Annotated in this window: 19 protein-coding genes; 7 read left to right on the top strand and 12 right to left on the bottom strand. The window is 71.0% G+C overall.

From position 1 onward, the window contains the following. Positions 1-3 precede the first annotated feature (3 nt). The 4 genes from QSK31_RS31435 to QSK31_RS31445 are packed head-to-tail and all read right to left on the bottom strand — an operon-like array spanning position 4 to position 2790. Positions 4-783, bottom strand: a complete 780-nt coding sequence (locus QSK31_RS31435; protein ID WP_285688169.1) for a hypothetical protein — start codon at positions 781-783, stop codon at positions 4-6. Positions 784-806: 23 nt separating this feature from the next. After that, a complete protein-coding gene (locus QSK31_RS31440; protein WP_285688170.1) occupies positions 807-1214 on the bottom strand; it encodes a VOC family protein in 408 nt (135 codons plus the stop codon). Between the two features lie 27 nt (positions 1215-1241). Further along, on the bottom strand, positions 1242-1340 hold the full coding sequence (locus QSK31_RS49280) for an MFS transporter small subunit (RefSeq protein WP_502873033.1): 99 nt from the start codon (positions 1338-1340) through the stop codon (positions 1242-1244). A 58-nt stretch (positions 1341-1398) separates the two neighbouring features. After that, a complete protein-coding gene (locus QSK31_RS31445) occupies positions 1399-2790 on the bottom strand; it encodes an OFA family MFS transporter (protein WP_352244519.1) in 1392 nt (463 codons plus the stop codon). Between the two features lie 198 nt (positions 2791-2988). Between QSK31_RS31445 and QSK31_RS31450 the strand changes: the two genes are divergently transcribed. The 3 genes from QSK31_RS31450 (at position 2989) to QSK31_RS31460 (ending at position 7642) form a co-directional block, all read left to right on the top strand. Then, positions 2989-4587, top strand: a complete 1599-nt coding sequence (locus QSK31_RS31450) for a sensor domain-containing diguanylate cyclase (RefSeq protein ID WP_285688172.1) — start codon at positions 2989-2991, stop codon at positions 4585-4587. A gap of 74 nt (positions 4588-4661) precedes the next feature. Continuing rightward, on the top strand, positions 4662-5630 hold the full coding sequence (locus tag QSK31_RS31455) for a hypothetical protein (RefSeq protein WP_285688174.1): 969 nt from the start codon (positions 4662-4664) through the stop codon (positions 5628-5630). Between the two features lie 26 nt (positions 5631-5656). Then, complete coding sequence (locus QSK31_RS31460; RefSeq protein WP_285688175.1) at positions 5657-7642, top strand: GNAT family N-acetyltransferase; 1986 nt, start codon at positions 5657-5659, stop codon at positions 7640-7642. Here the strand turns inward: QSK31_RS31460 and ppdK are convergent. Continuing rightward, positions 7623-10313, bottom strand: a complete 2691-nt coding sequence (gene ppdK / locus QSK31_RS31465) for a pyruvate, phosphate dikinase (RefSeq protein ID WP_285688177.1) — start codon at positions 10311-10313, stop codon at positions 7623-7625. The two genes, QSK31_RS31460 and ppdK, sit on opposite strands and share 20 nt — an antisense overlap. A 181-nt stretch (positions 10314-10494) precedes the next feature. Here ppdK and QSK31_RS31470 point away from each other — a divergent pair, with 181 nt between their 5' ends. Next, entirely contained in the window at positions 10495-11691 is a 1197-nt protein-coding gene (locus tag QSK31_RS31470) for a cytochrome P450 (RefSeq protein ID WP_285688179.1), read from the top strand. 106 nt (positions 11692-11797) lie between these two features. On the opposite strand, the gene QSK31_RS31475 is transcribed toward QSK31_RS31470, so the two are convergent. Continuing rightward, entirely contained in the window at positions 11798-12367 is a 570-nt protein-coding gene (locus tag QSK31_RS31475) for a sensor domain-containing protein (protein WP_285688181.1), read from the bottom strand. Positions 12368-12739: 372 nt separating this feature from the next. On the opposite strand from QSK31_RS31475, the gene QSK31_RS31480 reads away from it, so the two are divergent. Together QSK31_RS31480 and QSK31_RS31485 are read left to right on the top strand one after the other, a co-directional pair. Beyond that, on the top strand, positions 12740-12916 hold the full coding sequence (locus tag QSK31_RS31480) for a hypothetical protein (protein WP_285688183.1): 177 nt from the start codon (positions 12740-12742) through the stop codon (positions 12914-12916). Positions 12917-12960: 44 nt separating this feature from the next. Then, the gene (locus QSK31_RS31485) at positions 12961-14826 is read left to right on the top strand and encodes an HEXXH motif domain-containing protein (protein ID WP_285688186.1); all 1866 of its coding nucleotides are present in this window, start codon (positions 12961-12963) and stop codon (positions 14824-14826) included. Between the two features lie 27 nt (positions 14827-14853). Here QSK31_RS31485 and fxsT read toward each other — a convergent pair whose 3' ends face one another. From fxsT to QSK31_RS31510, 5 genes are all read right to left on the bottom strand, one after another. After that, a complete protein-coding gene (gene fxsT, locus QSK31_RS31490) occupies positions 14854-19167 on the bottom strand; it encodes an FxSxx-COOH system tetratricopeptide repeat protein (RefSeq protein WP_285688188.1) in 4314 nt (1437 codons plus the stop codon). A gap of 2 nt (positions 19168-19169) precedes the next feature. Then, positions 19170-20210, bottom strand: a complete 1041-nt coding sequence (locus QSK31_RS31495; RefSeq protein ID WP_285688191.1) for an AAA family ATPase — start codon at positions 20208-20210, stop codon at positions 19170-19172. Then, positions 20207-22321 (bottom strand): VMAP-C domain-containing protein, encoded by a 2115-nt coding sequence (locus tag QSK31_RS31500; protein ID WP_285688193.1) that lies wholly within the window; start codon positions 22319-22321, stop codon positions 20207-20209. The genes QSK31_RS31495 and QSK31_RS31500 overlap by 4 nt, the downstream gene beginning before the upstream one ends. A gap of 398 nt (positions 22322-22719) precedes the next feature. Next, complete coding sequence (locus QSK31_RS31505; RefSeq protein WP_285688194.1) at positions 22720-22875, bottom strand: hypothetical protein; 156 nt, start codon at positions 22873-22875, stop codon at positions 22720-22722. A gap of 6 nt (positions 22876-22881) precedes the next feature. Further along, complete coding sequence (locus QSK31_RS31510) at positions 22882-23508, bottom strand: trimeric intracellular cation channel family protein (protein WP_285688195.1); 627 nt, start codon at positions 23506-23508, stop codon at positions 22882-22884. A gap of 141 nt (positions 23509-23649) precedes the next feature. Between QSK31_RS31510 and QSK31_RS31515 the strand changes: the two genes are divergently transcribed. Beyond that, positions 23650-23865: a hypothetical protein gene (locus QSK31_RS31515; RefSeq protein WP_285688197.1), complete on the top strand. Its 216-nt coding sequence runs from the start codon at positions 23650-23652 to the stop codon at positions 23863-23865. Here QSK31_RS31515 and pdxR read toward each other — a convergent pair. Then, complete coding sequence (pdxR, locus tag QSK31_RS31520) at positions 23862-25214, bottom strand: MocR-like pyridoxine biosynthesis transcription factor PdxR (RefSeq protein ID WP_285688199.1); 1353 nt, start codon at positions 25212-25214, stop codon at positions 23862-23864. The two genes, QSK31_RS31515 and pdxR, sit on opposite strands and share 4 nt — an antisense overlap. Between the last annotated feature and the right edge of the window lie 19 nt (positions 25215-25233).

The raw sequence follows: 25233 nt of genomic DNA on the forward strand, positions 1-25233 counted from the left end.
CGCCTACCCCGGGTCGGAAGCGGGGCGGAGCAGGCCCCAGGCCAGCAGGATCGGCGCCGCGAGGGTGATGGCGACCAGCACCGCGGCCAGCACCGAGACCTGCGCGCCGGAGGTCTGGATGACCGCGCCGAGCTGGAGGAACGATGACGTGTGGTCGCGGCGCCAGATCACCGACCAGATGTCGGCGGCGTTGGTGAAGGCCAGCGCGGTCAGCACCGTCAGCGTCACGGCGCCGGCGGCGGGCCACAGCGAGGACGGCGCTCGCTGGATGGTCAGGAAGAGCACGGCCGTCGCGGCCAGCATCAGCGCCAGGACCGGCCAGATGCCGATCAGCAAGGGCCCGGTCCAGGAGATTCGGTCCAGGTCGGTGATCACGTCGGTCAGGGCGAGGGTCACGGGTACGGCTGCCACGATCGCCGCGGGCACGGTGCGGTCGCGGGGGCGCGGGATGAAGAAGAGCGCCACGATGAGCGCGGCCACGGCGGGCGCCAGGGCCAGGGCGTCGTTGCGGTAGAGGCTCAGCGACTGCTGCCACGGGTCGGCCTGGTCGGCGTACCCCCGGATCGTCAGGAGTTGGCCGACCGCGAAGAGTGCGAGCGCCGCGGAGAGGGACCACCGCAGTGCCGTGCGCGGGCCGAGCGCGACGCAGACGGCGGCGCTCACGTAGGCGACGGCCGCGCACTGGCGGGAGAGCGTGTCGCCGTCGAAGGCCGCAGCGCCGATCGCCAGGGCGGCGGCGAGGGCGGCGGCGAGGGCCGGGATGCGGTACGGGTGCGGGAACATCGCCCCGCACCGTACCGGTCCCCTTACTGCTGGCCGATGTTGACCATCCACGCGACGCCGAACTTGTCGGTGAGCTGGCCGAACTCGTCGCCCCACACCTGCTTCTCCAGGGCGACGGTGACGGTGCCGCCCTCGGACAGCTTGGCGAAGTAGCCGGACAGCCCGTCGTCGGGGCCGCCGCTCAGGCTGACCGTGATCGTGGTGCCCTGCGTGTACGGCATGCCGGGCATGATGTCCGAGCACATCAGCGTGTATCCGGCCGGCGTCTCGAGCTGGCCGTGCATGACCCGGTCCTTGGTGGCCGGGTCGGGGTTGCCCATCTCGCCGAAGGTCATGGCCGTGAACTCCCCGCCGAAGACGCTCTGGTAGAACTCGAGCGCCTGGCGGGCGTCGCCGTCGTAGTTGATGTACGGATTCAGTCGTGACGTCATGACGTGCACGCTATGACGCCGGTCACCTCACTGGAACAGCTTCGCGGCGGTAATGACCGTCTGGATGATGCCGTACCCCAGAAGCACCGCCACCAGGGCCCAGGACACGACGAGTCGTGCGCTCATGCCGTACCTCCCAAGCAATCGAAGACAACCTCGGCGCCATGACGCTCGCTTCGCTCGGTCATGCGGCAACTTCCTTCTCGGCCGGCGTGGCCGGCTCGTGGTACTGCTCCGGCACCGGGCGGATCAACAGGTTGGCGATGAAGCCGACGGCCAGCACGCCGACCATGGTGAACAGGGCCGGGCGGTACGCCTCGGCGGTGAGCGTGCCGGGCTTGCCCTGCGCGTCCAGGAAGCTGTTGACGATCAGCGGCCCGGCCACCCCGGCGGCGGACCAGGCGGTCAGCAGCCGGCCGTGGATGGCGCCCACCTGGTAGGTGCCGAACAGGTCGCGCAGGTACGCCGGGACGGTCGCGAAGCCGCCGCCGTAGAACGACAGGATCACGCCCGCCAGCAGCACGAACAGCGCGGTGGCGCTGTGCCCGGCGATGGCCAGCAGGAAGTACAGCACCATGCCGACGCCCAGGTAGACCATGTAGATGGGCTTGCGTCCGATCAGGTCGGACGTGGACGACCAGGCGAACCGGCCGGCCATGTTGAACAGCGACAGCACCCCGACGAAGCCGGCCGCCGCGGTCACCGCGACCGTGGACTTGCCGCCGGCCTCCCGGAAGAAGTCCTGGATCATCGGGCTGGCCTGCTCGAGGATGCCGATGCCTGCGGTCACGTTGCAGAACAGCACGACCCAGAGCAGCCAGAACGAGCGGGTCTTGATCGCGTTGGCCGCGGACACGCTGGCCGTGGTGACCAGCGGCTTGGCTTTCACACTGGCCGGATCCCAGCCGTCCGGCTTCCAGCCCTCGGCGGGCACCCGGATGTTCGCGACGCCGAACATCATGATCACGAAGTAGCCGATGCCGAGCGTGAGGAACAGCAGCACCAGGGCGTTGCCGGAGGCCGTCGACGAGGCGACGGACGAGTCGTACCCGCTGTCGTAGAGGCCGAGCAGCTGCCGGGAGAGCGGGCTGGCGACCAGCGCGCCGCCGCCGAAGCCCATGATCGCCAGGCCGGTGGCCAGGCCGGGACGGTCCGGGAACCACTTGATCAGGGTGGACACCGGCGAGATGTAGCCGATGCCGAGCCCGATGCCGCCGATCACGCCGTACCCGAGGTAGAGCAGCCACAGCTGGGAGGTCGCGATGCCGAGCGCGCCGACCAGGAAGCCGGTCGCCCAGAACGAGGCGGCCACGAACATCGCCTTGCGCGGCCCGTTCCTCTCCACCCACGTGCCGCCGACTGCCGCGGACAGGCCGAGCATGACGATCGCGATGCTGAAGACGATGCCGATCTCGGTCTGGCTCGCGTCGAAATGCTTGACCAGGGAGTTCTTGTAGACGCTGGTGGCATAGGCCTGGCCGATGCACAGATGGACCGCGAGCGCGGCGGGTGGGATCAGCCAGCGGCTGAAGCCCGGCGGGGCAACGGATCGCTCTCGGTCGAACGCGGACAGCACGGACACAGCGTCTCCCTCATCGGAGTGCTTCGATCATGGTGATCGTATGACTGTCTATCTATCGGCGCCATCGCGCCAGGCGACTGAGTGGTTTCGGGTACAACTTCTTCCCCATCACGCATCTGGGGGGTATCGCCGCGAAAGCCCGTTTCGGCGCGTGATCCTCAAGGCCGGTTCCGAGCGGCCGAACAGGGATGTGTGGGGCTCACCCGGGAGCGCACCAGGCGACGGCTGATCGGTGTCGCCCTGGTGCTCGTCGTGCTGGCCACCGGCGGCGTCGCGACCACGCTGGTCACCACGCTGGTGGAACGCGGCTACCGGCAGCAGGCGGAGCAGGCGATGACCCGTACGGTCAACGACTCGGCCATCGCGGTCAAGGAGCAGATGGACCACTACTCGGGCGCGATCCAGGACGTGGCCGCCGCGGTCGGCGCGACGACGGACCTGACAGCGGCCTCGTTCGCCGGGATCACCAGCGCGCTGAACGCGGACCGGCTGCCCGGCGCGTCCAGCGTGTCGTTCGTGGTGCCGGCCCGCGACGCGCAGGTGGCCGCCACCCAGCAGTTCTGGCGTGCCCGCGGCGCGGAGGGCCTCAGCCTGTACCGCACCGGGACGGACATCGAGCACCAGTTCGTGATCTTCATGCGGTCGTTCACCAAGGTGCCGCCGACCGCCGGCCGGGACCTGAGCAACACCCCGGCCACCCAGGACCTGCTCGCCCAGGCGCGGCGGAGCCGGGGTTTCGCGGTGGGCGCGGCGCACATCGCGCTGCGGGACCGCCAGCTGCCGGTCGCCGAGCAGCAGGTCACGGTGACCATGACGGCGCCGGTGCTGGACCGGCGCGGCGCGTTCCGGGGCTGGGTGACGATGGGCGTGCACGGCGTGGACTTTCTGCGCACGGTGCTGTCCGGGCGTACCGGGCCGGCGGTCAACGTGCGGCTGGTCGACTCGGACCCGAACGTGAACCGGACGATCGTCACGGTCGCGGGCGGCGTACCCATGACGGAGCCGGCGCTGAACCGCAGCCGCACCATCGATGTCGGCCAGCGCATCTGGCGCATCGACCTGGAACCGGCGGCCGGCCTGCTCGGGGTGTCCGACCGCCGCCTGAGCACGTTCACGCCGCTGGCCGGCGCCGCGTTCACCCTGCTGCTGGCGCTGCTGGTCGGGGTGCTGACCGGCGGGCGCAACCGGGCGATGGACCACGCCGAACGGGCCACCGCGGCGCTGCGCCGGGACATCGAGCGGCGCCAGGCGGTCGAGCGGGAGCTACGCGAGCGTGAGATGGACGAGTTGCGCGAGTCGGCGTTCCGGGACCATCTCACCGGGCTGGCTAACCGGCGGCTGTTCTACGACCGGGTGGCGCACGCGCTGCGCACCCATGCCCGCGGGAACGGCACGCTGGCCGTGTTCTTCGTCGACCTGGACGGCTTCAAGGAGGTCAACGACGAGCTCGGGCACGACGCCGGCGACGAGGTGCTGCGGGAGACCGGCGCCCGGCTGCAGGGCTGCCTGCGCGACACCGACACGGTGTCCCGGTTCGGCGGTGACGAGTTCGCGATCGTCGCGGAGCGGCTGGCCGGCCCGGAGGACGTGCACATCACCGCCGACCGGATGGTCGCCGCGCTGAGCAACCCGATCCGGATCGGTACGCGGAGCGTGACCGTGACGGCCAGCATCGGGGTCGCGCTGAACCGGCCGGGCGACGACGCCGACACCATCCTGCGGGCCGCCGATCTCGCCATGTACGAGGCGAAGACGAGCGGTAAGTCCCGGCACGTCCTGTCAGGTTCCTGACGCTGCCGAAACGTAATCGTCCGAGCCGGAAACCGGACTGCGCCGCGCATCGGTGATACCCCATACTTCCCGCCGTGACTCAGCAGTATTACGGGGTACCTCCCGCACCGGACGGCAACAACGTCAACCAACCGCCCGCGAAGGGCAGCAAGAAGAAGCTGTGGATCGGCGCGGGCGCGGTGGGCGTTCTGCTGGTCGCGGGCTGCTGCGCGGGCGGGGCCCTGCTGGCCCGCAACGCGGGCGACGACAAGGGCGGCAAGGACAGCGGTACGGCCGTGTCCGCCGCCGATTATTCGAAGACGCTCGGCGAGGTCGACGCCTCACTGAAGGATCCGTTCACCAAGATGACGGCGGGCGACAAGGCTGCGTACGCGTCGTCGGCGACCGGGCTGCGCGCGGGCGCGGACAAGCTGGACGCGGTCGTGCCGCCGGAGTCGGCGGCCGGTGCTCACGGCACGCTGGTGACCGCGTTGCGCGGGCTGGCCGACGACGCCGAGGACGCGGCGGCCGCCAAGCCGAAGTGCCCGGCCGGGTCGCCGGTGGCCGAGCTGCTCGGCTCGGACGCCGCCGAGGACGTCCGCGAGCAGGCCAAGACGCTGGCCACCCGGGACGCCACGTTCAAGGTGGGCTCGTTCCTGCCGGCGAAGCCGAAGGCGCAGGACCGCCGGCTGAGCACGGGCACGTTCATCAAGAAGAAGTCCGGCAGCGGCTCGGGCGACCTGGTGATCGAGAACGGCGCCGGCGACACCACGGTCAGCCTGGTGCCGAAGGGCTCGAAGAAGCCGAACTTCACGGTGTACGTGCGCGGCAAGGCCAAGCACACGGTCAAGAACATCAAGTCGGGGAACTACGAGGTCTTCGCGGCGGCGGGCAAGGACTGGGATCCGGCCAAGAAGGGCTTCACCCAGGCGTGCACGTTCACCAAGTTCGACGACGAGTTCAAGTTCGAGCCGGGCGTCATCTGGACGATCACGCTCGAGCAGACGGTCGGCGGCAACGCGTCCACGAGCGACGTGGATCCCGGGACCTTCCCGACGGAGTGATCGGACCGGCGGCCTAAGGTTTGACGATGCCGAGGCCGCCGATCCGGATCAATCAGCTGGGTTATCTGCCGAGCGCGCCGAAACGCGCGACGTGGATGACCGATGCGGCTTCGCCGCAGCCGTTCGCGGTGTACGACGGCGGCGGCGAGGTCGTGCTGCGGGGACGGTCGGTGCCCACCTCCGATCCCTCCGCGCATCTGCTCGACTTCACGGCGCTCGGGGCCGGCGAGGGCTTCCGAGTGGTGGCCGGTGGCGAGCGCAGCCACCCCTTCCGGGTCGCGGCCGATCTCTACGAGGGGTTGAGCCGGGACTCGCTGCGGCTGTTCACCCTGCTGCGCTGCGAGCACGCCGGGGATGTCGCGGTGCCGGGGTGGACCGGGATCTATCCGGACTGGCGGCCGTCCGGGGTCTTCGACGTGTCCGGCGGGTGGTACGACGCGGGCGACTATGGCAAGTACGCGGTCAGCGGCGCGATCGCCCTCTGGCAGCTCCTCGACCTGGTCCGCCTGCTCGGGGCGCACGGCCGGGATGCGACCACGGTCGTCGAGGAGTGCCGGTGGCAGCTCGACTGGCTGCTGCGCATGCGGGTGCCGGCCGGCCAGCCGTACGCGGGATTGGTCTTCCATCGGGTGCACGGCACGGAATGGTCGCCGATCCCGGGCCGCCCCGATGACGACCCGACGACCCGGGTGCTGCACCGGCCGTCGACGGCAGCGACCCTGCACCTGGTGGCGGTCTGCCTGAAGGCGTCCCGGGTGCTGGACGACCCGTCGCTGGTGGAGGTGGCCCGGACGGCGTGGCACGCGGCCAGGTCGAACCCGGAGCTGATCGCGCCGGACGACGAGGGCCGGTTCGGCGGCGGCCCCTACGGTGACCCCGATCTGACCGACGACTGGGCCTGGGCGGGTGCCGAGCAGGGGCTGCCCACCGACATCCCGCCGCCGGCCGATCTCGACGGCTTCGACTTCGACCGGGTGTCCGTCCCGGCGATGCTGGACCTCGAGCGGGATGTCGTGCCGCTGGCCGACCGGTTGCTCGACCTGCAGCGCCGGCAGCCGTGGGGCCAGCCGTACGCCCCGGAGGCCGGCTGGCACTGGGGTTCGAACGGGCGGATCCTCAACAACCTCGTGGTGCTGGCGCGGGCGCACGAGATGACCGGCGACCGTCGTTACCGGGACGGCGTGCTGTCCGGCGTCGACTACCTGCTCGGCCGCAACGCGCTGGGCCAGAGTTTCGTCGTCGGCTACGGCACCGATGCGACGGCCCACCTGCGGACCCGGCAGTTCGGCGATCATCCGCCGGCCGGGGCGCTGGCCGGGGGCGCCAACAGCATCCCGACGCCCGGCTTCCCCAGCGACCCGCGACTGGACGGCCTCCCGCCGGAGTGCCGCTACCTGGATGAGAACACGTCGGAGACCACCAACGACCTGTGCATCCGGTGGAACGCCCCGCTGGCCTACGTCACCGCGTACCTGTCGCTGCTGGAACCGCCCCCGGCGATCGACGCCGGGGCGGTGGTGCTCCGGCGGTGGGATCCGCGATGGTCCGCCGAGGTGACGGCCGCGGTTCGCGAGTCGCTGGACGAGATCGGGCGGTTCCTGTCCTGGGCGACCGAGGACTACGACCTGGAGACCGCGCGCGACTTCATCGAGCGTGAGGTCCGGCTCTGGGCCGAGGGCACGAATTTCGACTACGCGATCTTCACGGCGGCCGGTGAGCTCGCCGGGTCGGCCGGGCTGATGACCCGGATGGGGCCGGGCGTGCTGGAGGTCGGCTACTGGCTGCGGACGTCGCGGACCGGCCGCGGCTACATGACCGCGGCCGTGGACGCGCTGGCCCGGATGGCGCTCGCCCTGCCCGGGGTCGACCGGGTGGCCCTGCGCCACGATGCCGGCAACACCCGGTCCGCCGCCGTCGCGGAGCGGACCGGGTTCGTCGAGGTGGAGCGGGCGAGCCGCCGCCCGGAGGCGCCCGGTCACACCGGTGTGGAGGTCATCCGCGAGCGACGCTGACCACCGCGCGGGCCGCCTCCAACCGGGCGACCGGCACACGGAACGGCGAGCAGGACACGTAGTCCAGCCCGACCTCGTGGAAGAAGTGCACCGACTCGGGGTCGCCGCCGTGCTCGCCGCAGACGCCCAGCTTGAGGTCCGGCCGGGTGGCCCGGCCCTCCTCACTCGCGATGCGCACGAGCCGGCCGACGCCCTCGCGGTCGATCGACTCGAACGGGCTGATGCCGAAGATGCCCAGCTCGAGGTAGCGCCAGAAGAACGCGCCCTCGACGTCGTCGCGGGAGAAGCCCCAGCCCATCTGGGTGAGGTCGTTGGTGCCGAAGGAGAAGAACTCGGCGGCCTCGGCGATCTGTCCGGCGGTCAGGGCGGCGCGCGGGACCTCGATCATCGTGCCGATCAGGATCTCCACCCCGGAGTCGCCGACCACCTCGGCGATGATCTTCTCGGCCTCGACGCGTACGGTCTCCAGCTCCTGCACGGCCCCGACCAGCGGCACCATGATCTCGGGGCGCGGCTTGCCGCCCTCCTTCGCGAGGGCGACCGCGGCCTCCGCGATGGCGCGTACCTGCATCGCGAACAGGCCGGGCACCACCAGGCCGAGGCGCACGCCGCGCATGCCCAGCATCGGGTTGGACTCGTGCATCCGCCGTACCGCGGCGAGCATTTTCTCGGACCGCTTCGCGCTCTCGCCGCGCTCCTTGGCCACCGCCACATGCACGGCCAGGTCCTCCAGCGACGGCAGGAACTCGTGCAGCGGCGGGTCGATCAGCCGGACCGTGACAGGCAGGCCGTTCATCTCCCGGAACAGCTCCAGGAAATCTTTGCGCTGCAACGGCTGCAACGCGTTCAGCGCCGCCTGCCGCTGCTCGGCGCCCTCGGCCAGGATCAGCCGCTCGACCAGTTCGCGACGGTCGCCGAGGAACATGTGCTCGGTGCGGCACAGGCCGACGCCCTGGGCGCCGAAGCGGCGGGCGCGGGCGGCGTCCGGTCCGGTGTCGGCGTTGGTCCGCACGGCCAGCCGGCGGCGCTCGTCGGCATGGGTCATGAGCTGGTGCACGGCGGCGACGAGCGGCTCGTTGGCCAGCGCCGGGTCCAGGTCGCCCTCGAAGTACTGCACCACCTCGGACGGGCGCACCGGCACCTCGCCCAGGTAGACCTTGCCGGTGGTGCCGTCGATCGAGATCACGTCGCCCTCGTTGACGGTGTACTTGCCCACCACGAACGACGACGGCGACACCTCGAGCTGGTCGGCGCCGCAGACGCAGGTCTTGCCCATGCCGCGGGCCACCACGGCGGCGTGGCTGGTCTTGCCGCCCCGCGAGGTGAGGATGCCCTGGGCGGCGATCATGCCGGGCAGGTCGTCGGGGTTGGTCTCCCGGCGGACCAGGATCACGTCCTTGCCCTCGGCGGCCAGCTCCACGGCCCTCGCCGCGGTGAAGACCACTTCGCCGTACGCCGCCCCGGGCGACGCCCCGACCCCCTTGGTGACCACCTCCGGGTCGCCCTCGAGGTCGAAGCGCGGGAACATCAGCTGGGCGAGCTGGGCGCCGGTGACCCGCCGCAGCGCCTCGTCGAGGTCGATCACGTCCTCGTCGATCAGCTGCGCGGCGATGGTGAACGCGGCGGCCGCGGTGCGCTTGCCGACCCGGGTCTGCAGCATCCACAGCTTGCCGCGCTCGATGGTGAACTCGATGTCGCACAGGTCGCGGTAGTGGCCCTCCAGCGTGGCCATGATCCCGAGCAGTTCTTCGTACGACTTGGAGTCCATCCCCTCGAGGTCCTGCAGCGGGACGGTGTTGCGGATGCCGGCGACCACGTCCTCGCCCTGCGCGTTGGCCAGGTAGTCACCGTAGACGCCCTGCTCGCCGGTGGCCGGGTCGCGGGTGAACGCGACACCGGTGCCGGAGTCGGCGCCCAGGTTGCCGAAGACCATCGCCACTACGTTGACGGCGGTGCCCAGGTCGGCCGGGATGCGCTCCTGGCGGCGGTAGAGCACGGCACGGTCGGCGTTCCAGGACCGGAAGACCGCGGCGACGGCCCGGTCCATCTGCTCGCGCGGGTCCTGCGGGAAGTCGTGCCCGGTGTGCTTGGCGAACACTTCCTTGAACGCGCTGACGAGCTGCTTGAGGTCGCCGGCGTCCAGGTCGGTGTCGTCGCGTACACCCTTGACGGTCTTGGCGTTGTGCAGCGCCTGCTCGAATTCGTCGCCGGGCACGTCGCACACGGTCTTGCCGAACATCTGGATGAGCCGGCGGTAGGAGTCCCAGGCGAACCGGTCGTTGCCGCCGGCCTGGGCGCTGAGCCCGGCCACCGACTCGTCGTTGAGGCCGACGTTGAGGACGGTCTCCATCATGCCGGGCATCGAGAACTTGGCGCCGGAACGCACCGAGACCAGCAGCGGGTCGGCCGGGTCGCCGAGCCGCTTGCCCATCGACTCCTCGAGCTTCGTCAAATGGGAGGTGATCTCCTCGTCCAACCCGTCGACATGTTCACCGGAGGCGAGATATCGCTGACAGGCCACGGTGGTGATCGTGAACCCGGCGGGCACGGGAAGCCCCAGATTCGTCATTTCCGCGAGGTTGGCGCCCTTGCCACCCAGCAGATCCTTCAGGTCCTTGTTGCCTTCGGCGAAGTCGTAGACGAACTTGTCGGCTGTTCCGTTGCCCTCCATGCAGAAGCACCTCCGGGTTTCGATTACCCCGGCGCGGTCGGTTTCACGCCCCGGGATCCGAAGGCTAGGCGACCTTGTCGCCGACGAATACCAGCCCGTGCGATATTCCACAGGTGTGAGATTCATGGTGCTCGGAACGCGCTCTCTCCGAGCACCAACGAGCACCGATTAGGCTTTTCGGATGGCCGCCATTGTGGAGACGCCGGAAACCGCACGCCTGCTCGACGAGTTGACGAAGGCGGCCGGCCGGGAAGATCCGTACCCGCGCTACGACCGGCTGCGCGAGATCTCGCCGCTGATCCGCGCGGACGACGGGGCGATCGTCTTGACCGGATACGCGGAGTGCCACGCCGTGGTCCGCGACGGCCGGTTCGGGCACATGCCGGCCGACATGCTGGGCTTCGCCGGCTTCCCCGACTGGGCCGAGCACCCCGGCCTCTACACGCTGTTCACCAGCATCCTGACGATCAACCCGCCCGACCACACCCGGCTGCGGCGGCTGGTCAGCTCCGCGTTCACCGCTCGGCGGGTGGCTTCGCTGCGTCCATTCCTGGACGGCATGGTCGCCGATCTGCTCGACGGCCTGTCCGGGGAGACCGACTTCATCCAGGCGTTCGCGTTCCCGCTGCCGGTGAACGTGATCGGCGAGCTCCTCGGGGTGCCGGCCGCCGACCGCCCGCAGTTCCAGTCGCTGATCCGGGACTGGTCGGTGCTGCTCGACACGGTCTCCCCCGCGACTCTGGAGAAGGCCGATCCGGCCGCTCAGACTGTCCGTGACTATCTCGCGGATCTGGCCGCCGAACGCCGCCGCAAGCCCGCCGACGACCTGATCAGCGCACTGGTCGCGGCCGAGGCGGACGGCGACCGGCTGACCGAGGACGAGCTGCTGACGATGGCGGCGCTGCTGTTCGCGGCCGGCTTCGAGACGACGACGAACCTGCTGGCCAACGGCCTGGTGGCCCTGCTGTCGCGGCCTTCTCCGCACATCGCCGACCCGGCGCTCGCGGTGGAGGAACTGTTGCGCTGGGACAGTCCGGTCCAGTTGCTCTCCCGGGTCGCCTACGAGGAGGTCGAGGTCGCCGGCGTCACGCTCGAGCCGGGCGACCGGGTGGTGGCCTATCTCGGCGCCGGCAACCGCGACGCCGCGCGCTTCAAAGACCCCAACACCCTCGACCTGGAGCGTACGGACAACAGCCCGCTGTCGTTCGGCGGTGGCATCCATTACTGCCTGGGCGCACCTCTGGCCCGCCTCGAGGCGCAGGTGGCTTTCCCCGCCCTGCTCTCGGCTTTCCCCAAGCTGGCGCTCGCCGCACCACCGACCCGGCGCGACAGTCTGACCATCCGCGGGTACACCGCGATGCCGGTCGCCACAACGTAGGGCCTACAACGTAAGACGCCACAACGTAAGGCGCCGCTGCGAATTCCACGGGGGAAGAACTCGCAACGGCGTTGGAGCCACGTTAGACCACGGCCGGAGACGCTGTCTATCCCACCCGCTTGAGAACTGTGCCGAGAAGTTTTTTCCAATCGGCGTCGAACTGCGGCGACCCGCTGGCGTTGCCCAGCCGGTAGACCGCGTACCCGTCCACGACCAGCACGTTCGCCTTGCTGACGACGGCCACGGCGACGTCGGCGGTGCCCGGGTGTTTCGGCTCGTACTGCTTGTGCCGGGTGATCACGAAGCCGGCCCAGCCGCCCTCGTTGATCTCCTGCGTCCTGGCCGTCTCGGTGTAGGCCGGCTCGTTCTTCTCGGCGGTCGTCTGGTGGGCCTGGTTCACCGAGCCCGGGCACTTGTCGGCGACGGCCCGCAGCGCGGCGAGGGCGGCCTGCGCGGCGGTGACGTCCGGGTAGACCAGCGCCGTCTGGTTCAGCGTCTGCGCACCCTGCGGGCCCTCGTCGGCGAGCGGCGCGGCCACGACCTCGGCCCCCGGCGGCACCGGCGGCGCGGTGGCCGGCCCGGCGCAGAGCGGCACCAGCCGTTGCGTATCGGTGGACGCCTGCGGCTCCGCCCACGACCCGCCGAGGTCGGAGGCCTGCAGCAACGCCCCGCGCATGGTGGTGACGGTGACGTTCCCGCCGTCCGGCGGCGCATCATCCGACGAGTCGCATCCAGCACCCATAGCGGCTACACAGAGTGCCGCGACAGCTACCCGAACGATCTTGGACTCGAGCATCCGGCAATCTAAGCACAGCGGCACGGGGCCGGATTTCATGCGCCAATTACTCAGGACGAGCGATGCCACGGGGCAAGGCCGACTGCTAGCCTTCGCTCCCCAAGCGTTTGCGGGTTGCCACGCAACTCCGCGTGACCCTCTGCTATTGTATTATTTTGTCCGGTTTACGTAATATCGCGGCGGCGGTGGCGAGCGCGTTCATGCCACGCCGCCGCACTCGTGTGAGAAGGACCGCGTGAGAAGGACTGGGACTTGAACGAGAGGCCCGATGGGGTCGAGACCGACCTGCCTGATTTACGGGGGTTGGGCTTCGATGAACTGCGCCCGCAGGAGTGGGACGCGCTGGAGTCGTTCCGCGACATCTTGATCGCGCAGATCGAGCGGCCACGGATCAATCTCGGCAGCGGCCCGCCAGGCCGGGCGGACTGACCCGGACGTCACCACATCCTCGACTAGGAGAGACCGACCTTCTCATGGGTTCGAACCGCGAACCGCGGGACATAGAGCGGCACCGCCTGCGGACGGCCTGGCTACAGGTACTCGCCGGAGGCGGAGGATCCGCCGAGATCACCCAGTACTTCTGGGAGACCGAGCACAGCCGGCGCATCCTCCTCATCCGGACGCTGATCGAGGAGATCGCGGGCGACCCCACACTCACCGCGGGACTGCCCGCGGTGGGCTCGGTCCTGGAGATCCTTCAGGCGGCCCAGCATGCGGCGCCGGATGCCGTCGAGGCGCTACTCCTCGACCCGGGGGTCGGAAGCAGTTGCGCCTACGCGCTCCGGCGACTTCGCGGAGGTGCGCGCAGCGATGCTCCCCTCGCCCGGGACCTCGGCGCCCTTTACGCCTTCGCGCTGGTGGCCGCCGCCCGGGCCGGCCTGGGCTGGCGTACGCGCCTCCCGCTGCGGGACGGCACCGTGATGCTGCCTGCCCTGGGGCTGGCCCGCATCCCGGCCGGCACCGGCGCGACCTTCGTCGAGGCGGTCACCGACGGCGGCCGGATCCGGCTCGCGGCCGGTGGTCACGACCTCGTCGTCCCGGACGGCGAGGCCGACGTCGAACCGGACGGCGACGGCATCGGCTGGTGGGCGCTGCGCAGCGTCCGGGTGCGGGGCGACCTCCCGCTGGACGTCCGGCTCGATGACCTCGACCCGTTCCGCGATCTCGCCGACCCGGTACCCCCGGCCCGGCTGGACGCCGAGGCCTTCGCCCACTGGACGGCCCTGCTGACCGACGCCTGGACCCTCTTGTGTCGCGACCATCGGTCGTCGGCCGAGACCATGAGCCATGGCCTGGTGAGGCTGGCGCCGCTGAAGCACGAGCCCGGCTGGGACACCCGCAGCGCGTCGAACGGCGAGGCGTTCGGCAGCGTCATGGTGTCCGAGCCTCCGGACCCGGTGACCCTCGCGGTGGCGCTGGTCCATGAGTACCAGCACATCACCCTGGGCGGGCTGCTGCACCTGCTGCCCCTCACCGAGCCGGACGCCCGCGGGCTCCACTACGCGCCGTGGCGCGATGATCCGCGACCGCTGGCCGGCCTGATCCAGGGCGTCTACGCGTTCTATGGGATCGCCCGCTTCTGGCGCGAGCGCGCCCGCGTCACCAGCGGCAAGGACGCGCAGCAGGCCCAGTTCGAGTTCGCGTACGTCCGCCGCCAGTTCGACGAGTCGGTGGGCCTCGCCCTGGCGGCCACCGGCCTCACCGCCGTGGGCCGGGAGTTCTTCACGCGCCTGCGGGAAAGCGCCACCGACTGGACGGCCGACCCGATCGAGCCGGTCGTCGACCACCTTGCCGGCCTGACCGCGGACAGTCATCGGGTGGGCTGGCGGCTCCGGCACTTCCAGCCGGATCCAGCCGACGCGGCGACCCTGACCAAGGGCCTGCTCACCGCGCCCGAGGCGACACCCTCGATCCCCGGCCCCGCGCACCTGGCGGTGCACCCGAGGCTGCGCTGGGACCAGCGCATCCCGGCGGTCACCCGCCGGGCGCTGGACGCACAGAACGTCGTTCCCCCGCCCCGGGACGACGTGTCGGCGGGCGAGAACGCCCTCGTTTCCGGAGACACCGCCGCGGCCCACGCCGCCTTCCTGGTCGCGCTGGAGGCACAGGCCGGGCCGGGCGGCCCGCCGGAACTGCCGTCGGACGAGGAGGCGCGCGCCTGGGTCGGTCTGACACTCAGTTCGCCGGACCGGACCGCCGCCGAGGCACTGGCCCGGCGACCCGATCTGGTACGTGCGGTCTGGGCCGAGGTCCGGACGGCCGGGCATCGGATCCCGCCCCACGACATCGCCCGATGGATCGCACCCGCACTGGTCACCGCGAGCTCCGGGCCGCCCTAGGTTTCTGTCTCGTGGGACCACATCGGGTCAGAACTGCATCGGGTCCACATCGCAGTTCGCGCGGGCCTGGTCGGTGGCCGCGGCGATGGCCGGGTGCTCGGCGCCGAGCACCCGGACGTACGCGCTCACAGTCTCGTCGAACAGGGTCCTGCTCTCCTCCTCCCGGCCCAGCGCCGCGAGATCGAACCCCAGATTCAAGGCACAGCCCAATGTGGACGGATGCTCGGCGCCGATGAACCGCCGGGCCTGCTCGAGCATCCGCGCGTCGAGGTCGTGCGCGGCCTGGTGGTCCCCCCTCGCCGCCAGGGCGCTGGCGAAGTTGATCCCGCAGGTGATCGTCAGCATGTGGTCCGGGCCGAGCTTCTCCGTCAGGGTCCGCCAGGCCAGCCGGTTCTGGGCGAGCGCATCCTCGGTGTTGCCCATCAGCCGGTGCACGATGCCGAGGTTGGTCCGCGCGCTGAGAGCGTAGGGGTGCTCGGAACCGAGCGACGCGGTGTAGGCGTCGATCGTCTCGATCGCCAGACTGAGGGCGCGCCCCAGCTCGCCGGTCTCCCGCACGTCCACGGCGAAGTCGAGGGTGGCGGCAATCGCGTCCGGGTGGTTCGCCCCGAACCTGTCCCGGAACCGGGTCATCGTGTCCTCGGCCAGCTTGTAGGCCTTCTCGTGGTCGCCGGCGCGCCGCCGGGCGACCGCGAGGTTCCGGGCCACCCGGATCGTCTCCAGATGGTCCACGCCGAAAAGGTTCAGGTACTGGTCGTAGATGCGCTCGACCCACTGCCGCGATCGGACGTACTCCCCGCACTCACGCTGGTCGATGGTCAAGTTGTTGAGCGTACGCAAGGTCTCCGGGCTGTCGCTGCCGAGCGCCGCCACCCGCCGCTGGTAGGTGTCCGCGTCGATCTCGCGGGCGGACCGGAACTCGCCGGTCAGCCGCAGACTGACCCCCAGGTTGTGTGCCGCCTTCAGGGTGGCCGGATCGTCCTCGCCCAGGCTGCGACGCGCCCTCTGGAAGGCCTCCAGGTCCAGATCGCGCGCGTCGGAGAACTGGCCCGACGTCCGCAACGCGATACCCATCATGTTCATCGCGTCAATGGTGTCCTCGTCGTTGGGACCCGCGTTCTCCCGGTAGGTGTCCAGGGTCTCGCGCCAGATTCGCTCCGCGGTGGGGAAGTCCCCGTCGATCCACGCGTAGTATCCCAGCCACTTCGCGGCCTTCAGCGTCTGCGAGTAGCCGTGGCCGAGCCGCTCGCGCCAGTCCGTGAGGACCTCGTCGGCCAGGTCGCGCCCGCTGGCGTAGTCGCCCCAGTAGAAGAAGTACTCGATGAGCTTCAGCACCAGCGCCCGGGCCCAGTCGTCCTCGCAGTTCAGTGCCTTGGAGGCGGTCAGGTGGGAGGCGAGGGACTGGTAGAGCAGCCACTGTTCCGAGTCGCTCGGATCGCCGAGCTTGCCACTGGCCAGCAGGATGTGGGCGATGTGCTCCATCGCGAAGCGGCGGTCGGCGGGAATACTGTCCTGCAGGACCCGGCGCACGAGACGATGCAGCTGCAGCGTGTTGGTCCGGTGGTCGATCCGGGCGAGCACGTACCGCTGGATGTCCCGGATGGCCTGGCTGAGACGGGCGGGGTCCTGCAGCGCCGCGTCGAGATCGGCGGCGACATCGGTGCCGATGCCCCGCACGCCCTCGAACAGGTAGCGGTCGATCGGCTCGGGGGCGAAGAACGAACAGACCTGCAGCAGTTGCAGCGCCGCGGGGTTCTCGGCGGCCAGCCGGTCCAGGGCGACGTTGGCCGCGGCGGCGACCGGGATCTCGAACCCCGGGGCCAGGTCGGGCACGGCCAGCTGAGCCTGCTTCTCGTCGAGCAGCCGCAGGTACTCCTGCACGGACATGCCGGTGGCGAACAGCCAGGCGGAGGCGTGCTCGATCGCCAGAGGCAGGTCGGCGAGCGCCTGGGCCAGGCGGTCGGCGTCGGGGTCCTCGAGGTCGGGGTTGCGCCGTTGCAGCAGGACGATGCTCTCCTGGCGGGTGAAGACGTCGACCTCGAGCGATTCGGCGTAGTGATTCCACTCCTGGTTGCGCGAGGTGATCAGCACCTTGCCGGTACCGGACTCGGGGAAGTAGTCCCGCACCGTTTCGGGCGTCTCCGCGTTGTCGAAGACGAGCAGCCAGTTGTCGTACGGCGTACCGGCCCGCAGCGCCGCCCGGACCCGTGGGATCGCGGTGGTCACCTCGTTGCCGATGTCGAGGCCGAGTTTGTTGCCCAGCTCGATCAGTGACGCCAGGATCTGGGCAGGCAGTTCGGACGGCACCCACCAGATCAGGTCGTACTCGTCGCGGTGCCGGTAGGCGTACTCGATCGCGATCTGGGACTTGCCGACACCGCCCTCGCCGTGCAGTGCCTGCGGCAGCACAGCGGCGACGCTCTGCGTGCGCAACCGTCGCTCGAGCTGTTCGAGCAGCAACCGGCGGCCGGTGAAGATCGGGTTCCGGATGGGGACGTTGCCCCAGATCTTCGGCCCGCTCTCCGCGCTCTGTCCGCCGAACAGCTCGTGCAGAGCCTCCAGAGTGCTGTCGACGGGCAGGATCGGCTCGCCCGGCACGCCCGGGGTCTCGGGCCGGGTGATGGATGACTCGGCCGGCTTGTCCTCGGGAGGAGGCGGCAGATCCGCGTGACCGGGCATGGTCTCACCGTCCTTCACTGCGTGGTCGGGATGCGGCTCGGCGGCCGCGACGACGGCCGGTCCGTCCGCATCCCGTTCCTGTCCCTGCTCGAGAGCGTCGATGGCGTCGCGTAACCGGCGGGCCCGGTTGACGTACGGCCCGGAGAGCGCGTTGAGCACCGCCAGCTCGATCCGGGCCGTGGCCAGCGTCTCTCTGGTGACCAGGGGCTCCCACGGCGCGTCCGGTGCGCTGAGCGCACGGGCCAGCATGAGGCCGCCGGCATGGGGCTGCCGCTGGTGGGCGGCGATTGCGTGAAGCACCCGGGCCGAGTCCTCGCGGGTGGCGCAACCCAGCAGGGTCTCGCGCACGTCAAGCTCGAACTCCAGGACCGTACCGGTCTCGTCGGTCCGATGAACCAGATCGCTGACCAGCAGTTCCGCGAGATCGGCGGGGGTCGACTCGGGTAACAGGGTCCGTTGCAGACGATGCAGCAGCGGCAGCTCGAGCGGGGCGGCGGCCAACAACGTGGCGAGCCGGAAGGCCAGCGGCGACGCGATGCGCTGGAACCGGCGGACGGCCGCGTTGGCACCTGCCGGCGGAGGCTCGTCCTCATCGGGTTCGAGCCGGGGATCGACCGGATGGACCAGAGCGTCCACCCACTCCGAGGGTCCGGTGACCAGAGTCGCCCACCACCGCAGCCATCGGGGGCTCAACTCGACCACCGGCACCGCGAACGCGCCCGGCGGGAGGGCCGGATCGAGGGGGCTGGACCGGCCGACCTTCAGGGCGGTGTTCGGCGCCGCCGGCCGCGGAGCCCGGATCCGGAACCGGAGCGGAGCGATGTTGCTCTGCCGCCAGTGCCCGCGCGGAAGAGGGTTCACGATGGCCAGCGGGCCGGAGGTGCCCCACAGCCGCAGGAGCCGGCCCACCGCGGGCGCACGCCACAGCGCGCTGATGCCGTCGCTGAGCACCAGGAAGATCTGCCTGCGGGCCGGGTCCAGCAGTTCGGCGGGACTGCGGACACCGCCGGTGGGGCCGCGCAGCCGGGGCTGGTGGCCGTCGCCGTCCCTGTCGGACAGCAGGAACGTACGCACGCCGCGGAAGGCACCGTGCCGTTCCAGCAATATCCGGAAGGCGGCGACGGTGGGCCGCCACACCGCCATCGAGGGGGAGTCGTCGACTATCAGGGTCAGTCCGAGCCATCGGTCCTGCACCGGGCGGTAGCGCGGCAGCCACACGCCGGTGTCGACGGCGAAGTTCGCCGTCTCCTCCTCGTCCGGCTCCACCTCGGTGGCGGACTCGACCCGCCGCTGGAAGGGCTTCAACGCCCGGGCGAGCAGCCGTCCGGCCGGCAGCGCGGTCAGCGGGGACGGATCGCCGGTGTCCTCGATCTCGGCGCTCCCGGCCGTGAAGGCCGGGCCGGCGGGGCGTGCCGCATCCCGCTGCCGGCCGGCGGGCAGCGGCGGCCGCGGCGGACTCCCCCCGGTCTCCGGCCCGCCGCCGTCGCCGCGCTCCGGGACCGCGACGGGCGGCACATCGACATGCCCCGGCGACATCCGGCCGGTGGGTTCGCCGGGCCCCTCCATCGTCGCGGCGAGCCAGAGGGCGTCGGCGATGTGCCGCCAGTCGGGCTCGGACCCGCCCGGTGACTTCCCCGGCCCGGGAGGGTACCCGGCGGCCATCGTCAACGCTCCTGGGCGAGCGAGTGCCAGATGGCGGTGATCAGCCGCTGCCACGCCTCGTCGTCCTGGCTGTACGCCCCGGAGTTGGTCAGGTAGAAGGCGTTGAGCAGCTGATCACGGGCGAGCACGTCATGAGTGCCCCGGCTCAGGAAGTCGTTGATCAAGTCGGGCCGGCCGTCCGCGGCGTCGGGCAGCTGGGCGCGCACCATGGCGGCGAGGTCCGCGGCCGACGGCATCGGCAGCTCGAGCAGGAGGCAGCGGCGCAGGAACGCCGGTGGGAACTCACGCTCGCCGTTGCTGGTGATCACCACGATGGGGAACGCACGGCAGCGGACCCGGCCCTCCCGAATGGCGGCCACCGCGCCCGGATCGTCGGTGTAGACCGAGGCCTCCCCCTCGTGACGGCTCACGCGCACCAGCTCGGGGATCGGGAACTGACCCCTCTCGAAGACGTCGAGCAGGTCGTTGGGCAGGTCGATGTCGCTCTTGTCGAGCTCGTCGACCAGCAGGACCCGGGGCCGTTCGTAGGCGAGCAGGGCGGTGCCCAGGGGTCCGAGCCGGACGAAGTCGCCGGTTCGCCGCTCGGCGTCGGGCGCGGAGGTCACGGCTTGGGCCCGGCCGATGGCGTCGTACTCGTAGAGTCCCGATCGCAGGGCGGTCCGGCTGGTGATCGCCCACTGCAGGACCCGCCCGAGTCCCAGCTCGCGCGCCACCCGGAAGGCGATCGCCGACTTGCCGCTGCCGGGCTGCCCGGTCACCAGCAGCGGACGTCGCAGCAGGATCGCCGCGTTGACCATGTCGCACTCCTGCCGATCCGCACGGCGGGGCGGGAAGACGTCCGGCCGGCCCAGCTTGCGTTCGGTCTCCTCGCTGTCCTCTCCCGGCGGGGGCTGCACCGGTTCGCCCTCGAACAGGCGCCAGTTCGGCGGATCGGGGAGGACCAACCGGCTCGGATCGGCGGCCGGCACCCCGTCGCCGTGGTAGTGCCACCAGCTCGGCCGCTGGTCGTCGAGGTCCCTGAGACGGGGTGCGGCGCTGGTCATAGTTTCGCCTCTCCCTGCGGTGCGCCGCTGCCCGCGCCCGCGTCGTAGACGTTGCGGTCCGGGTCGTCCCAGAGCAGCGCCAGATGATGGCCGGGGTGCAGGCCCCACTCGTCCGGCTTGAGCTCAGCGGCCTCCATGCGCAGCGTCCGGATGCGGGGCGCGACCTCGGCGGGCTCGCCGTCGAGGAGCCGGCCGATCAGCGCGGAGGCCTCCGGGGTCAGCGGAGATCGGCGATCCCAGAGGATCACCGGGATGCCGGCGTTCAGCGCCGACAGCAGTTCGTCACCGCCGCCGGCCTCCTGCGGCGCACTGCCGAGCACCACCGTGGTGAGGTCCCGGTCCCGGCGCAGCTGGGCGTTCCACGCTGCCAGATCCCCGTTGTGCTCGTGGGTGCGCCCCCACAACACCCGATGGCCGAGCGGCGGCTGCCACAACCGCCGCCACCGGCTGGTCCAGACCCGTTGCCGGTGCGGGGCACGCATCCGGTCGAGGCTGCGGACGACGACCGGGTAGTCGAGGCACAGGGGGGTGGGAGCGGGCGCCTCCAGTTCCGTGCGGAACCACTCGACCGCCAGGTGCAGCAGGTCGGTGGGCAGGAGCAGCTCGATCTCGACCGGGTCGCCCTCGTCGCTGCCCAGCCAGATCGACTCGGCGTGCCGGATCGCCTCCTCCATCACCCGCTCGACCTCCTGGAAGGTCGTGGAGCGCAGCGAGCTCGGCTCCGGCTGCCAGGTGTGCGCCCGGCGCTGGATCCAGTACCTCACCTCGCACAGGTCACGGTCGATGCCGTCCCGCTCGACCTGGATCAGCAGGCACGGCCGGACGGGCGGTCGCCACCCGGGCCGCGTGGTGGCTCCCCGGCGCTGCTCCTCGGCCGCCGCCCGATAGGCGCGCAGCGGCTCACCGATGTGGGCCTGCGGCTCGGCCTCGTTGTCGATCCACGCGCGCAACAAGGTGCCGAGGGGTTGCTCGACCCGGACGACGACCTGCTCGACGAGTGCCAGCAGCGGCGGCACACGGTCCGGGCCGGCGTTGCGGCCGGCCAGCAGCACGACCATCTCCCCCAGCGTGCAGGAGCGTTCCGGAAGCGGGATGAGCCCGCCGGTTGCCGCCTGCCAGATCTCGCTGGGATCCACCGCGGTGGCCTGCCTGAGCAGCGTGCGCAGCCGGTCGAGGGTCCACTCGGGCAGCAGCGCGGACACGCCACCGGCCGACGTGCGCCAGACCGGGAACGGCGGGCAGGCGGCCAGGACGGCCCGGACGCATCCCGCCGAGACCAGCGAGGCGTACCGGTGCCAGTCGTCGTTCTTGTGCCGGTCGCAGTAGTCCACGATGCCGCGCACCACGAACCAGGGCACACCGTGATGAGAGGCGCTCGCGGCCATGCCGGCCGCCTCCATCTCGAATGCCAGCACACGGTGGCGTGCGGAGAGCTCATTGCGGGTGCTCTCGTCGACGAGAAGCGTGTCGCCGGAGGCGATCAGCCCGAAGTGCACCCGGGGCTCCGCGCCACGGTGGCCGGATGCCTCCGGCGGCGGATGCGGGATCCGCCGGTCACCGCGATGGAGGACGTCCCTGTCCGGCGAGGGCCGGGCGAAGACGGCCATCGGCCGGTCGTGGGCCGGCTCGAGCAGTTCCCGCCAGGGGAACGGCTGGTCGAGGACGACGAGTTCCTGCAGATGATTGGCGGCACGCTTCAGGTCCATCGACAGGCCGCCCAGCGGACGGCGCAGCTCGGCGACGCCACACCCTTGCCGCGTGTGGCCGATGTCGACCACGCCGTCCGCTGCGATCACCACATCACCGAGCCGCACGTGACGCTGCGGGTCCTCGGGAGCCGGCACGCCGCCGGCGATCCCGGTGAGAATGACGCTGCGCAGTCGAGGAAAGCTGCGCAGCATGTTCGTACACGTGGTCGCGGCGTTCCGGTTGTTGTCCTCGGGCAGGGTGGCGAGCACGACCCGATGCGGGCGGTCCGGATCGGTGCTGGCCAGGTGACCGATGCGGTACCCGCAGGGGTCCCGGGCCACCCGGGCGGTGATCGGCTCGCTGATCAGTGTGCTCATCGCCGCCGACTCCACCGGCAGCGCGGCGATGATCCCGATGGTCACATCGGACCAGGGATCACTGTCGTCCGACGTGCTGACGGACTCCCAACCCGGCGGGGGCCCCGCCACCTCAGGCTTTCCTGTCCGCCGGGCCGGATTCGAACTCGGCCACAAGTCCGACATTCACTTCGGACGCTTTTGACGCCAATGCGCGACCCCAATCCCGAAAAGATCAAGAATTGCCAAAGATTGAAGGTCATAAGTATGTCAAAGCACCGTCACGGTGTACAGAAGACCGGAGGCAGAAGCGCCAACCCAAGCTGGGCAAGGGTTTCGGCGCCACCACGGGGCCAGTGTACGACAAATAACAGATGAATAATTAGATGAATCAGCCCGGGGCGAAAGGTCGTTTTTCGCGGCGTCCGGCGCGCAAATAGATCTACCGTCGACCTTCCGGATCTCTACCGGAGTCGTTGCTTTTCCGCGCCGAAGACGACCCGGCGGTCGTTCTTGCCCTGGTCGAACGGGAAACCCCGCAGCCGCGGCGGGATCGTGCCCGGCGGCCCGAACGGCAGGTCCCTCAGCGCGTCGACGATCGTCCGGCCGCCCCGGTCCACTCCGGCCTAGGACCGGACCCTTGCGTACGGGGCGCGCCAGTGGCGGAGCATCGCGGTGATGCGCAGGGCGAAGACCAGGATCGCGGCGCCGGTGGCCACGACGATCGTGGACAGTCCCGTGTAGTGGGCGCAGGCGACCAGAGTGGCGCCGATCGCGGCCGGGATCGCGTACAGCTCGGAATCGGTCCTGACCAGGCTGGGGGTCTCGCGGGCGGTGATGTCACGCATGACGCCGCCGCCGACCGCGGTCGTGATGCCCAGCAGCACCGCCTGGACCGGGCCCAGGTCGAAGTCCAGGGCCTTGAGCGTGCCGGTGACGCAGAACAGGCCGAGCCCGGCCGCGTCGAAGACCAGCACCGTGAAGGCCAGCCGCTGCACCAGCGGATGGGCGAAGAACGTCACCACCGCCGCGACCAGCGGGATGATCAGGTAGATGACCTCGGTGAACGCGGCCGGCGGCGTGTCGCCGATGATCAGGTCGCGGAGGATGCCGCCGCCGAGCGCGGTGAGCATGGCCAGCATCAGGATGCCGACGACGTCGAAGCCCTTCTGGATCGCGAGCAGGGCGCCCGAGGTGGCGAAGACGTAGAGGCCGGCCAGCTCGAGGGCGGTCACGAGGGCGCTTGCGGACATGCCACGAGTTTCGCCGGTGCCACCCGGCGCGATTGTTTGGGGTGTTTTCGCGCCGGGAATCCCCTTCCCAGCACATCACCGAGCAAGCAGCACATCCACCGAGCAGGCAGCACATCCACCGAGCAGCAGGAGGCACCACCGATGGCCGAGCACGACGTCAACCGCAGCGCGAGCACCGGCAAGTTCGTCGAGGAGAGCAAGGTGGAGCAGGACCCGGGCACGACCACCACGGAACAGGTCGGCGGCGACCACACCGGCGGGGACCACGAGGTCAACCGCAGCGCCGGCTCCGGGAAGTTCGTCAAGGAGAGCACCGTCGAGCGGCACCCCGACAAGACCGAGACCCAGCAGGTCTAACCGACGAGCGTGGCCAGCTCCGCCACCCCGGCGGTGATCCGCGCCTCGGTCATCTGCGAGTAGCCGAGGATCAGCGTCGGGCGGCCGGACGTGTGGCCGTAGTCGGCGAGCGTCGCCAGGCCGATGCCGCGCATCCGGGCGACGCGCAGCAGCGCCGGCTCGTCGACGACGCCGGGCAGGGCGACGGTCACGTGCAGGCCGGCCGCGATGCCGTGCAGCTCCGCCGACGGCAGGGACGCGGCCAGCGCGGCGACCATCGCGTCCCGGCGGCGGCGGTAGCGCAGGCGCATCCGGCGCAGGTGCCGGTCCAGGTCGCCGCGCTCCACGAAACGGGCGAACGCGAGCTGCTCGACCCGCGCCGAGCCCAGCTCCGGCAGCGCGCGCAGAGCCGCCGTGAGCGCGGGCGGCGCCACCAGCCAGCCCAGCCGCAGCGCCGGGGCCAGCACCTTGCTCGTGGTGCCGCAGTAGACGACGTGCTCCGGGTCGAGGCCCTGCAGCGCGCCGACCGCCGGCCGGTCGTAGCGGTACTCGGCGTCGTAGTCGTCCTCGATCGCCAGCGCGCCCCGCGACCGCAGCAGAGCGATCAGTTCCGCCCGGCGCGACGGCGCCAGCACCACACCCGTGGGGTGCTGGTGGGCGGGCGTGACGACGACCGCGTCCACGTCGCCGGGCAGGTCGGCGACGCGCAGCCCGAGCTCGTCGACGGGCGCCCGGACCGGCGTCAGTCCCGCCCGCGCGGCGATGGCCGTCTGCTCCGGGTTGCCCGGATGCTCGATCGCGATCGTGCGGGCGCCACGGGCACGCAGCGCATGGCAGATCGAACCCAGGCCGTGCAGATAGCCGTTGGTGACGACGGTCAGGCCGGGTGAGGCCACGACCCCACGGGTTCGCCCGAGATGGTCGGCCAAGGCCACCCGGAGTGCGGGAACACCGAGCGGATCCCCGTACCCCAGATCCTCGGTGTTGATCTCGCCGACCGCCTCGCGCAGGCAACGCGCCCAGGCCTCGCGCGGAAAAGCCGAGACGTCCGGGCGGCTGGGGCGGAAGTCGAAGCGCAGCGACGGCGTGCTCGGCGGGCCGGCGCCCTCCGCGACCGGCCGGAGCGCCCCCGACGCGACCCGTGGCCGGGCGCCCTGCCGCATGGTCAGGTAGCCCTCGGCGGCGAGCTGGGCGTACGCGTCGACGACGATCTTGCGGGAGACGCCGAGCTGGGCGGCCAGGTCACGGGTCGAGGGCAGCACCGCACCGGCGCGCAGGCTGCCGTCGCGGACGGCCGTTCGGAGGCCCTGTTCCACCTGGCCGCGGAGGGTGCCCGCCCGTTCGCGCGACACCGAGAGGAGTAACTCCAACTGGACCCCTTCTCTCCCG

It is taken from the genome of Actinoplanes sp. NBRC 103695, assembly GCF_030269485.1.
Taxonomy (GTDB): domain Bacteria; phylum Actinomycetota; class Actinomycetes; order Mycobacteriales; family Micromonosporaceae; genus Actinoplanes.

Bases quoted from the DNA above. Each gene is read 5' to 3' on its own strand.
- QSK31_RS31435 (WP_285688169.1), bottom strand. From the start codon at position 783: ATGTTCCCGCACCCGTACCGCATCCCGGCCCTCGCCGCCGCCCTCGCC.
- QSK31_RS31440 (WP_285688170.1), bottom strand. From the start codon at position 1,214: ATGACGTCACGACTGAATCCGTACATCAACTACGACGGCGACGCCCGC.
- QSK31_RS49280 (WP_502873033.1), bottom strand. From the start codon at position 1,340: ATGAGCGCACGACTCGTCGTGTCCTGGGCCCTGGTGGCGGTGCTTCTG.
- QSK31_RS31460 (WP_285688175.1), top strand. From the start codon at position 5,657: ATGCCGAGGCCGCCGATCCGGATCAATCAGCTGGGTTATCTGCCGAGC.
- ppdK (WP_285688177.1), bottom strand. From the start codon at position 10,313: ATGGAGGGCAACGGAACAGCCGACAAGTTCGTCTACGACTTCGCCGAA.
- QSK31_RS31470 (WP_285688179.1), top strand. From the start codon at position 10,495: ATGGCCGCCATTGTGGAGACGCCGGAAACCGCACGCCTGCTCGACGAG.
- QSK31_RS31475 (WP_285688181.1), bottom strand. From the start codon at position 12,367: ATGCGCGGGGCGTTGCTGCAGGCCTCCGACCTCGGCGGGTCGTGGGCG.
- QSK31_RS31485 (WP_285688186.1), top strand. From the start codon at position 12,961: ATGGGTTCGAACCGCGAACCGCGGGACATAGAGCGGCACCGCCTGCGG.
- fxsT (WP_285688188.1), bottom strand. From the start codon at position 19,167: ATGGCCGCCGGGTACCCTCCCGGGCCGGGGAAGTCACCGGGCGGGTCC.
- QSK31_RS31495 (WP_285688191.1), bottom strand. From the start codon at position 20,210: ATGACCAGCGCCGCACCCCGTCTCAGGGACCTCGACGACCAGCGGCCG.
- QSK31_RS31510 (WP_285688195.1), bottom strand. From the start codon at position 23,508: ATGTCCGCAAGCGCCCTCGTGACCGCCCTCGAGCTGGCCGGCCTCTAC.
- QSK31_RS31515 (WP_285688197.1), top strand. From the start codon at position 23,650: ATGGCCGAGCACGACGTCAACCGCAGCGCGAGCACCGGCAAGTTCGTC.